The organism is Pantoea sp. Nvir (assembly GCF_009829915.1).
In the GTDB taxonomy this organism is placed as follows: domain Bacteria; phylum Pseudomonadota; class Gammaproteobacteria; order Enterobacterales; family Enterobacteriaceae; genus Pantoea.
Window position 1 is genome coordinate 45,763 of the sequence record NZ_SZZW01000002.1, and the last position, 12,054, is coordinate 57,816.

General features: G+C 41.3%; 7 protein-coding genes. 5 read left to right on the forward strand and 2 right to left on the reverse strand.

The window, feature by feature from the left end; genetic code table 11:
* Positions 1-19: 19 nt before the first annotated feature.
* The 5 genes from FD729_RS02095 (at position 20) to guaA (ending at position 7,603) form a co-directional block, all read left to right on the forward strand.
* Entirely contained in the window at positions 20-610 is a 591-nt protein-coding gene (locus FD729_RS02095) for a tetratricopeptide repeat protein (RefSeq protein ID WP_159931642.1), read from the forward strand.
* Positions 611-628: 18 nt separating this feature from the next.
* Positions 629-1,819, forward strand: coding sequence for an outer membrane protein assembly factor BamB (gene bamB / locus FD729_RS02100; RefSeq protein ID WP_159931643.1), 1,191 nt, complete (start codon positions 629-631; stop codon positions 1,817-1,819).
* Between the two features lie 166 nt (positions 1,820-1,985).
* Positions 1,986-3,479: a ribosome biogenesis GTPase Der gene (gene der, locus FD729_RS02105; protein WP_159931644.1), complete on the forward strand. Its 1,494-nt coding sequence runs from the start codon at positions 1,986-1,988 to the stop codon at positions 3,477-3,479.
* Between the two features lie 984 nt (positions 3,480-4,463).
* Complete coding sequence (gene guaB, locus FD729_RS02110) at positions 4,464-5,930, forward strand: IMP dehydrogenase (RefSeq protein ID WP_159931645.1); 1,467 nt, start codon at positions 4,464-4,466, stop codon at positions 5,928-5,930.
* An 83-nt stretch (positions 5,931-6,013) separates the two neighbouring features.
* Complete coding sequence (guaA, locus tag FD729_RS02115) at positions 6,014-7,603, forward strand: glutamine-hydrolyzing GMP synthase (protein ID WP_159931646.1); 1,590 nt, start codon at positions 6,014-6,016, stop codon at positions 7,601-7,603.
* A 662-nt stretch (positions 7,604-8,265) separates the two neighbouring features.
* Here the strand turns inward: guaA and ppx are convergent.
* Positions 8,266-9,789 carry an exopolyphosphatase gene (gene ppx / locus FD729_RS02120; RefSeq protein WP_159931647.1) on the reverse strand — a complete coding sequence of 508 codons (1,524 nt, stop codon included), beginning with the start codon at positions 9,787-9,789 and terminating at the stop codon, positions 8,266-8,268.
* A 3-nt stretch (positions 9,790-9,792) separates the two neighbouring features.
* The gene (ppk1, locus tag FD729_RS02125) at positions 9,793-11,853 is read right to left on the reverse strand and encodes a polyphosphate kinase 1 (RefSeq protein ID WP_159931648.1); all 2,061 of its coding nucleotides are present in this window, start codon (positions 11,851-11,853) and stop codon (positions 9,793-9,795) included.
* Positions 11,854-12,054: the final 201 nt, after the last annotated feature.

The window sequence follows — 12,054 nt, forward strand, 5'->3', positions numbered from 1 at the left end:
TTTATAATAATGAAAAACAATGTATAAGGTACATTACTTTTTTACCAATAACAGTAAAATTCTAGCAGTAAGTGTGATTATTGGCATTGCTACGGCATTTGGTTCGTGCCACTATTGGCATAGCCATAAAGAAGGGTTGTTAAAAATAGTTTCATCACAGTATCAGAAATTAACTGCTGATATGAAAGCTAACCCGCTTACAACGCTAAATGCCGCAGTAAAATTTGCCAGTGAAAATAGCAATACCTATGGTATGCTAGCAGCGCTAGAAGCAGCGAAACAATATGTAGAAGCTAATCAACTTGAAAAAGCAACTTCCTTGCTGGGGAATAGCCTGAAAAATACCACAGATCCTAATTTGCAGGCGATTATTAGTGTGCGTTTGGCGCGTATTCAACAACAACAAAAGCAGTCAGACACAGTTCTTAGAACACTGGATACTATCAAGGGTGATGGTTGGGAAGCCATTGTGGAAGATATTCGTGGCGAAGCGCTATTAAGTAAAGGCGATACGCAAGGGGCTCGCGATGCATGGAGTAAAGGAATCAAGTCAGATGACTATCCAATGCTGAGACGAACAATGCAAATGAAAATAAATAACTTAAGATAAGTTAACAAGGGATAGTGTATGGAGTTACGCAACTATTTAGTGCTACCACTAATTTTGACCACATTACTCAGCGGTTGTTCGCTATTTAATTATGAAGAAGATGTAATAAAAATGTCCCCCTTACCAAAGGTGGAAAACCAGGTTCATCTTCAAAAGGTGTGGAAGTCTTCAGTCGGTAAAGGTGTTGGAGATTTTTATTCTAAATTACATCCGGCATGGCTAGGCAATTCCGTATTTGCGGCTGATCGGTTCGGCATAGTGAAATCACTGGATACGTTCAGCGGGAAAGAAAAATGGAGAATCGATCTTTCTGAGAAAACCGGTTTTTTCTCAAAAAATATTTCCGCTCTACTCTCTGGTGGCATTACGGTCGCAGGTGATCATATTTATATTAGCAGTGAGCGCGGTCGGGTTTTCTCTCTAAATAGTAGTGATGGTAGCATTGTATGGCAAACACAGTTAAATAGTGAGGCGCTGTCGTGTCCAGTAGTTAGCGACGGTTTTGTACTAATTCATACCAGTAATGGCGCACTACATGGGTTAGATCAGAACACTGGCAAAGAAAAGTGGGATTTGAATCTTGATGTTCCTTTAACTCTATCTCTACGTGGTGAATCCACGCCAGCAACAGCTTTTGGTGGTGCGATTGTTGGTGGTGATAATGGCCGAGTCACCGCAGTGATGATAAAGCGGGGGCAAATAATCTGGCAGCAGTTAGTTTCCTTACCCGGTGGAACCACTGAAATTGATCGTCTAAACGATATCGACTCAACACCGGTGATTGTCGGTAATGTTGTCTATGCATTAGGTTACAAGAATGTCATGACAGCTCTAGATCTACGTTCTGGAGAAATTCTGTGGAAGCGTAAAATTGGCGGTGTAAGAGATATAGTCGTTGATCATGGTAACATTTATCTAGTAGATAAAGAGGATCGCGTTATAGCTCTTACTGCTGACGGGGGTGCTACTATCTGGTCTCAGAACGCTCTAATGTATCGTGCTTTGACGTCGCCAATATTGTTCAACGGTTGGTTGATTGTTGGTGACAGTGAAGGCTATTTACATGGGATCAATACTATAGACGGTCACTTTATAACGCAGAAAAAATTGGGTAGTAAAGGCTTTCAGAGTGACTTTGTTGTTGCCGACGATAAGCTAATAATTCAATCTAAAGACGGAGATATTTACGCGCTTAAAAAGCATTTATAATTTGGTATTTACGGTCAATCTTTTGACTTAAAGTTTCTTTAAAAGTCATGCAAAATTCAGTTTTGGTTAGTAGGATATTTTTGTGGTTTCCCCACCCGAATTCAATGGTTAAAATTGTTATGATAAGGCTATTAGGGAGGTTATTTTTTATTGAGGTACTGCTAATATGATACCTGTGGTCGTGCTAGTTGGGCGTCCTAATGTGGGAAAATCCACGCTGTTTAACTGTTTAACTCGTACCCGTGATGCGCTGGTAGCTAACTCTCCTGGATTGACTCGTGATCGTAAATATGGTTACGCTAAAGTAGAAGGGCATGAATTTATTGTTATTGATACCGGCGGTATCAGTAACGCTAAAGAGGAGAGTGTCGAATCAAGGACTATTAAACAATCGCTGTTGGCTATTGATGAAGCCGATGTAGTGCTTTTTATATTAGACGCGCGCGTGGGCCTGATGCCAGAGGATCAGCAGATTGCCTGCCATATCCGTTCACGTCAGAAACCGACCTTCCTGGTAGCAAATAAAACCGATATACTCGATTCTCATTCCATGATCACTGATTTTTATTCACTAGGCCTTGGTGATATATATTCTATCGCTGCTTCTCACGGTCGCGGTATTACCAGCTTCCTGGAGACCGTTTTGTTACCGTGGATGAATAAATTAAATCCGCACAAACTGATTAAAAAGGGTACAAAGCAATCTTATCGGATGGTTCTTGAGGTAGATAAAAATGGTGAACTCCCGGAAGATGAAGCAGAATTTGACGCTACTATTTTACCAATCAAACTGGCTATCGTCGGACGTCCTAATGTGGGAAAATCTACGCTAATCAACCGTATTCTTGGCGAAGATCGCGTGGTAGTTTACGAGATGCCAGGTACTACACGTGACAGCATTTACATTCCAATGGAATGTGACGGCCGCGAATATATTGTTATTGACACCGCTGGTGTACGTAGACGTGGTAAAATTACCGATACAATTGAGAAATTTTCGGTTATTAAAACTTTACAAGCAATTAAAGACGCTAATGTTGTCATGCTAGTCATTGATGCACGGCAAGGAATTTCCGATCAGGATCTGTCGTTACTTAGTTTTATACTTAACAGTGGTCGTTCGCTAGTTATTGTGGTGAACAAATGTGATGGCCTGACACAAGCGATTAAGGAGAAGGTCAAGAAAACGCTGGACTATCGTTTGGGATTCATGAATTTTGCATATATCCATTTTATCTCTGCTTTGTATGGTAACGGTGTTAGCGGTCTTTTTAAATCTGCAAATGTAGCTTATGATTGTTCAATTAAACGGGTTAATACCTCGATGCTTACGCGCATTATGCATATGGCGACTGAAAATTACCAGCCGCCGATCATTCGCGGTCGCCGCGTGAAGATGAAATATGCCCATGCTGGCGGTTATAATCCCCCTGTCGTAGTTATTCATGGTAATCAGGTGCAGGATCTGCCGGATTCCTACAAGCGTTATCTAATAAACTATTATCGTCGTTCTCTTAACTTGATGGGTACGCCAATCCGGATTTTTTTTAAAGAGAGCGATAACCCGTTTGCTGATAGGCGTAATCTGTTAACGCCAACACAGAAGCGTAAGCGTAAGCGCTTTATCTTGCATTTGAAGAAAAATAAACGTTGTTATTAATATCTCAAGGGATAAGAAGATTTCTTTTTATGTGGTCCTGTACCAGAGTAGACTACTCTAGAGTTTTTATGAATTCGGAATGTTTCTCCTGACTGAACTCTTTAATCGTGCCCAACACGGTCTTCTTAGTGGGCGGTGTTGGGCACGATTAATCGCCTAATATTTTTTAAAAGGGTGATGCTAGGACGTGGGATTGGTATATCTCGTTTGGTGATGTGCCATGCTTGGCAATTGCTAACGCAGAAGATGTTTTGTAGTAGCGATAATAACTTTCAGCATTTTACTGTATGGAGAGAGGGTGAATGGAATCAAATATTTCACAATTTATTATTGATACTACTTCGCTCCATGATAAATATCACACCATCTTTGGGTGAATTAATCATTCCAACATTATGCACAATAGAGGATAATACTTTTGTGTATTTAACTTTCTTAAAATATTTAAGACCTCGCAACGAGGGATTCTGATAGCGTAGCATGTCAGCGCCATTTGAGCAAGTGATGATATCTACTTGGCTAGGCAAATGGAATAGACATGGTTTCGTTAATAAGTTAATAGTCGCTGCTTAGCTCATAAGGTGTAATAATGATAGATACTGACCGCTTCTTAGTCGTATGGAGCCCGAAGGGTAACCATACGGTTCTTATTAAAGAAGCAGAACACGTTACAGCATATAATAAAGGTTATTAAGGGAATTCACGTCTCCTCCACTTAATTATATATAATTATATATATCACATCTTCTATAAGCTACCGCCACGTGGTGTTCACACGTCAGTCTATAAAATATAATTATAGATCTAGAGAAGTATAACCTAGATAAAATGTCAAATTAGACAATAAATTCATCGAAGTAACATATTCTATAGAGTAGAATTAACATTCTTTTAAAATTAATTGTGGAGGTTACCGATTATAGCATGTACAATACTACAGCAATATTTTATCTGCTCTTACTTACCCCAGCTTGAGATATTGCCATGCTAAAAATCACTAAAGAAGCCCTTACTTTTGACGATGTTTTGCTTGTTCCTGCGTATTCTATTGTTCTACCTAACACGGCAGAACTCAGCACTCAGCTGACAAAAAACATTCGTCTAAATATTCCTATTCTCTCAGCCGCAATGGATACTGTGACGGAAGCAAGTCTAGCCATTGCACTTGCGCAGGAAGGCGGTTTGGGTTTTATTCATAAGAATATGTCTATTGAACGTCAAGCCGAAGAAGTATGCAGAGTGAAAAAGCATGAAAGCGGTGTAGTAATTGGACCGCAAACCGTATTGCCCACCACGACACTAACGGAAGTCAAAGTGCTAACTGAGCGTAACGGATTTGCTGGTTATCCTGTAGTTAATGAAAAGAATAAATTGATCGGCATAATTACTGGTCGAGATGTGCGCTTTGTCACTGACCTTACACAGCCGGTAACAGCAGTTATGACACCTAAAGAGCGTCTAGTAACGGTAAAAGAGGGTGAATCACGTGACGTTGTACTGCAAAAAATGCATGAAAAACGCGTTGAGAAAGCACTAGTAGTAGACGACAGTTTCCATTTACTAGGTATGATCACTGTTAAGGATTTCCAGAAAGCCGAACGTAAACCCAATGCTTGCAAAGATACACAGGGTCGTCTACGCGTCGGCGCTGCAGTTGGTATAGGTACAGGATACAAAGCGCGTATTAAAGTACTGATAGCTGCAGGTGTAGACGTTCTACTGATTGACTCCTCGCATGGACATTCAGAAAGGGTACTACAGTGTATTCGCGAAATCCGCGAAAAGTATCCTGATCTTGATATCATCGGAGGTAACGTTGCAACCGGCGCGGGCGCACAGGCTTTAGTAAAAGCGGGCGTGAGCGCTGTGAAAGTCGGTATTGGCCCTGGGTCTATCTGCACTACCCGTATCGTGACAGGCGTAGGTATTCCACAGCTTACTGCTATATCCGATTCTGTTGAAGTGCTAGAAGGAACTGGAATTTCAGTTATCGCCGATGGTGGCATCCGTTTCTCCGGAGATATTGCTAAAGCTCTTGCTGCTGGTGCGTCAGCTGTGATGGTTGGTTCTATGCTAGCTGGTACGGAAGAGTCTCCTGGCGAAATCGAACTTTATCAGGGTCGCGCTTTTAAAGCGTATCGCGGTATGGGCTCGTTGGGCGCAATGTCTAAAGGTTCTTCTGATCGTTATTTTCAAAACAATAACACTACTGAAAAACTGGTACCGGAAGGTATTGAAGGGCGTGTGGCTTATAAAGGCCGTCTGAAAGAGATCATTTATCAACAAATGGGCGGATTGCGCTCATGTATGGGTTTAACCGGTTGCGCGACTATTGACGACTTGCGCACTAAAACAGAGTTTATACGTATCAGTGGTGCGAGTATTAATGAAAGTCATGTACATGATGTGATTATTACTAAAGAGCCCCCAAACTACCGGATGGGATCCTAAATTTTGTAATATTTATCTTCCTGTTTAATCTAAGGCGCTATTAGTGTTAGCATTGAGTTGTTGCTTGTCTTGGGAAAACCTCAATGAAAACGGAAAATGTCCATAAGCATAGAATTCTGATTCTCGATTTTGGTTCTCAATATACGCAATTAGTTGCGAGACGTATACGTGAGTTCGGTGTGTACTGCGAACTATGGGTATGGAATGTTACTGAAGAACAGATCCGCCATTTTAATCCGAAAGGCATCATTCTTTCCGGTGGACCTCAAAGCACCACTGAACTCAATAGCCCACGCGCGCCAGAATATGTTTTTAATGCAGGCGTGCCAGTACTTGGCATATGCTACGGTATGCAGACCATGGCAATACAGCTAGGTGGTAAAGTAGAATACTCTAATGAACGTGAGTTCGGCTATGCGCAGGTAGAAGTAAAAATACAGAGCGCATTAATTCGTGATATCGAAGACTCTATCAGCGCTATGGGTAACCCATTGCTCGATGTGTGGATGAGCCACAGTGATAAAGTGATTTCTATGCCTTCCAATTTTATCACCGTTGCTAGTACCAAAAATTGTCCTTTTGCTATTTTCTCTAATGAAGAGAAACGTTTTTACGGTGTTCAATTCCATCCGGAAGTGACACACACAAAGCAGGGGCTACGAATGTTAGAGCGTTTTGTGCTCGATATCTGTGAATGTAAAACGCTATGGAAGCCAGTAAGAATTATTGAGGACGTAGTTGCTCGTATTGCTGAGCACGTAGGAAACGATAGAGTAATTCTTGGCCTCTCTGGTGGAGTCGATTCTTCTGTTACTGCAATGTTACTGCATCGTGCGATTGGCGACCGACTGACCTGCGTGTTTATCGATAACGGTTTATTACGCTTAAACGAAGCTGAGCAGGTAATAGGGATGTTTGGTGATGACTTCGGTCTTAACGTTGTTCATGTTACTGCTGAGACGCGTTTTTTCGACGCGCTATTAGGTGAACATGATCCCGAAGCTAAGCGCAAAATCATTGGTCGTGTCTTTGTTGAAGTCTTTGAAGAAGAAGCCAGCAAGCTTACCAATGTAAAATGGTTGGCACAGGGTACTATCTATCCAGACGTGATCGAATCCGCTGCATCTGCTACTGTTACCCACAACAAAACACATGTCATTAAATCGCACCACAATGTAGGGGGATTACCGAAAGATATGAAGCTAGGTGTGGTTGAGCCACTGAGGGAACTGTTCAAGGATGAAGTACGTAAGATTGGTTTAGAACTTGACCTGCCATACGATATGCTCTACCGTCATCCATTTCCAGGCCCTGGTCTTGGTGTACGAGTGTTGGGCGAAGTGAAGAAAGAGTACTGTGACCTATTGCGCCGAGCCGATGCAATTTTTATTGAAGAGCTACTTAGAGCGGATCTCTATGACAAAGTAAGCCAGGCATTCACCATTTTTTTACCGGTACGTTCAGTCGGTATAATGGGCGACACTCGTAAATATGAGTGGGTTGTTTCATTGCGTGCGGTAGAAACTGTTGATTTTATGACTGCGCATTGGGCCTATCTACCATATGATTTCCTCGGACATGTATCTAATCGCATTATCAATGAAGTTAACGGAATCTCCCGCGTAGTATATGATATTAGCGGCAAACCACCAGCAACAATTGAGTGGGAATAATAATTTTTTTTTTGCACTCTGGTGATGAGCGGATGGACATCTATTGACAATTTAATTGTAGGAGTGTCTAACAATAGCCCTTCTTTATATCAGATAGCAGACTTTAAAAAATAACAGAGCAAGATTGTTCTAGATATAGCCTATCAGGAAAAGCCTAACGTATTACATTCCAGTAGTAATCAGCAGCACTGATTAGATTTTGGTGTATTATCTTTATTAATAAGATTTAAAACTAAGATAGGGTAAAGATCTATGCAATTAAATAAAACAATAAACCTAATCAGTAAGCATTCTGGTCAACAAATGAATTTTGTACACTTTCTATCAGCGCAACTAATCATTGCTAAATGCTAAACGAGTAGATTATATTAGCTTTCTATCATTTTTACCATAAAATTAAGGAATAATATTCCCACTAATCCTTGTGAAGCATGATTAGTGTGTTGTGAAGGGCCAAAAAGCATAAATACTAGAAAAACTGCAGATTCAAATTATCGGGCTCAGCTTGAATATGAGTTATGCGCGCACAGGGAGGTCGTCTTCTCGAAGTATACGATTCTACAGAAGTTAGAATAGTAAGCGGTCACGTTAAACCCTTAGTTGAGCTCGAAAAATCTTTCATCATCAGTTCACGTTAACTGCGGAAGTAGAACTCTGACTTGTCAAGCTTCTTCTAGCATCAGCTTCCAGCCAGTGACTTCTCTCCAGTATACTTGCTCATTTTCAAGGTCACTCTGTACTAGATTATTCTTATTGAAATATCCAGCTGGGAAAGTCAATGTCCAGTGTCCGTTATCAGTAGTCAGCTTCAGTGAATCAGGGCGTGTAGTGGCTTGACGTTGGTTATTGAGCAGAGTACCTAGACGTAGTAGGAACAGAAGAGGCAAGATCTGTTTTTTCTTGTATAGGGTAAAGTGTGGCAGCTCATCGAGCTTGATAGTTTTACGATGGAAGCGCACTAATGCCGCTAGCAACATTTGCTGCTCTTGATTAAAGCCTGGCATGCTGGTGTTTTGTAAAATATAAGCGGAATGACGCTGTATTCCACTATGGTTAATAGTTAGTCCTACTTCATGTAGTATTGTTGCCCACTTCAGAAGAGATGACAACTGCAGGCTTGACAATTTAGGATTCTGATGGCGCCACTGTAGATAAAGTTTCTCCGTGGTTTCTAGCACGCGGCGTGCCTGATCAATATCGATTGCATAATGGGTTGCTAGGCTTTGAGCCGTGCGATTGCGAATATCCTGATGCTGGAATCGGCCCCCTATCTCGTATAGCACTCCTTCACGTAACGCACTATCCGACAGGCGCAGCTCATGGATTACTAGTGCGTCGAATACACCGCATATAATTGCCAGACCTGGTACAAACACAGATTTACGTTCTTCGGATAAGCCAGGTAAGCTCAGCGAGCTAAAGGATTTATATTTTATCACCTTGCTATAGAGCAGCTCTAACCTCTCAGGAGTAATCCTTTTCTCTTTCTCGCCCATCGACACTAGCACTTCGCATACCGTTTTTATGGTGGCTGAAGCACCAAGCGCATATCGCCAACCGTGCAGACGATACTGCCATGCAAGTTTTTCCAGATTTTGTGTTGCTGCTAGGCGTGCGCGCCGGAAATTGTTACAGCTGATCTCTCCATTGGGAAAATAGAGCTGTGAGAAACTGAAACATCCCATGCAAAAGCTTGCAACCAGCTGTGGTTCGAAATTTTCACCAATTACTAATTCTGTTGAACCACCGCCGATGTCTATTACCAGCTTGCGGCCCTTTTCTGATTGCGTATGCTCTACTCCCATAAAAATTAGTCGTGCCTCTTCACAGCCGGAAATAACCTTAATAGAGTAGGGGATGATTTCTGCCGCGCGTTGCAAAAATTCTTCTACATTGATAGCTTGACGTAACGTATGGGTGCCAACGATTGTCACATTACTACTGCTAATACCCTGCAAACGTTCAGCAAATAGCGCCAAGCATTTCAGACCACGTTCCATTGCTTCTTTACTGAGAAAATTTTTGTTATCTAGACCATCCGCTAGATGTACTCGCTGTTTCAGACGGCTAAGCACCTGCATAGAGCCGTTAACAACACGAGCGATGACCATATGAAAGCTATTTGAACCGAGATCTATTACTGCAAATTCTTGCGGTTTCGGTCTATTTTTATGAAAAATTAGCATAGCCTACTCAGGCTGTTCCAGTTTCTGGATATAATCGTAAATTGCCAATTGAGAACGAACCTTATGACTATTGCCGCGTACGACATAGCGATTCCCCAACTCTTTATCAACAATACGTGCCTTCACAGTATCTCTAAAGAGAATTGTGATAATGTTCATAATACGTTGTTTTATGCGCTCATCGAGAATTAACACGGCCACCTCTATACGATAATCAATATTACGTGTCATCCAATCAGCAGATGAAAGAAAGACTTTTCTATCACCGCTATTTTCAAAAATATAGACGCGATCGTGCTCAAGATAGCGATCAACAATACTGATCACACGTATATTTTCACTAATTCCTGGTACCTCAGGAATTAGTGAACACATACTGCGCACTAGAAGATTAACTTTTACACCAGCGCTAGATGCGATGTAGAGTCTGTCAACCAAATCTTTATCCACTAGGTTATTCATTTTCAGTATAATACCAGACGGCAGACCCTGTTGTGCATTGGAAATTTCGGCATCGACTAGCTGATAAAGCAGCTGGCGCGAATTTTGCGGTGACACCATCAAATATTTAAAGTTTACCGGCCGATAAGGATTTTCAATAAAGTTAAATACCCTACGGACTTCGTCAGTAATGCGCGAGTCAGCGGTTAGTAAAGAATAATCAGTATAGAGGCATGCGGTTTTTTCGTTAAAATTGCCAGTACCAATATGAGCATAACGGACTACTTCATCTCCTTCTAGGCGCGAAATAAGGAACAACTTAGCATGAATTTTTAAGCCTGGTGCAGAGAAAATAACGTGTACACCTGCTTCTATCAATCGTTTAGCCCAAAGAATATTAGCTTCTTCGTCAAAACGTGCCTGAAGTTCCACCACCACGGTGACTTTTTTGCCATTATATGCAGCGTGCATCATCGCATCCATAATGCACGAATCTTTTGCCACGCGGTAGATATTGATTTTAATCGCTAGCACACTAGGGTCGAACGAGGCCTGATGCAGTATCTCAAGCACATGCTTAAAGGTGTGATAAGGGTAATATAGAAGGATATCGCGATCGCGAATGGCTTCGAATCCGTTGCGAAAGCTATCAAAGCCAATGTGGGGAATTTGTGGCAGGGAATGGTCAATGAGATTGCTTTTACTGACATATGGAAAGTTGATAAAATCTTTAAAATTATGGTAGCGACCGCCCGGTACAATTGAGTCGTAGTTTGAGATGGTAAGCTTATTGCACAGCAATGCCACCATGGTGTCTGGCATATCTCGCTGATAGACGAAACGTACCGGCTCAGAGGTCAGGCGCTGTTTCAAGCTAGAGGACATCAGCTCTAAAAGACTCGATTCTATCTCTGTTACCAGATCGTACTCTGCATCGCGTGTCATCTTCATTGAATAGGCGTTTAATACATCGTAATCAAAGAATCCTTTAAAAACATCATTAAGACAATAACGTAATATGTTATCTAGTATAATCATAGTATTTCGCCTTCTAGGCGATTCAGAAGGCAAATTCACGAAACGTGGAACTTTATCAATTGGGATTTCCAGCAGAGCATAGCGTGTATCGTCGGCCTGAATGATTTCTACCACAAGATACGTATAATCATCTTTTAGAAATTCAGCAAGATCCGTATCATGATTGATAAGAATCGGTGTGATGTGGTGGCGTAGATCGCGCTTGAAATAATGGCGTAGCCACACTTGTTGATTAGGTGAAAGCTGACATTCATTGATCAAAAATATCTGGTTACGCGCCAGCTCTAACAGCAACTCGTTATAGAGTCCATTAAACTCCTGCTCGGATTTTACCACGCGCTGCTGTATCTTTGTGAGCAGATAGTTTGATTCGCTAAGTGAACCCTTCTTTTCACTAATTAGTATGCGTCGCTTCAGATCAGCAAAACTAACTTTATAGAATTCGTCAAGATTATTGGAGTAAATACCTAAAAACCGCATCCGCTCAATTAGCGGATTACTTTTATCCGCTGCCTCTTGCAAAACACGCTCGTTAAAAGATAACCAGCTTAATTCTTTTTCTATATACGGCTTTTTCCTTGACACATTCTGACTCCATATCGTGATCCTGTTTACAGAAACTAGAGAACTAGTTGCCGACATAATTAGGTAAGGATATGGCAAGCGTGTTCCACTTTAATATTTAAATAGTTATCCGATCATTATCTGTAGTTAACAGCCAAGTTTAAAATCGTTATTCTTAAGAAGCACTAGGCCTAAATTATATTACCGTTAACTTGAATAATG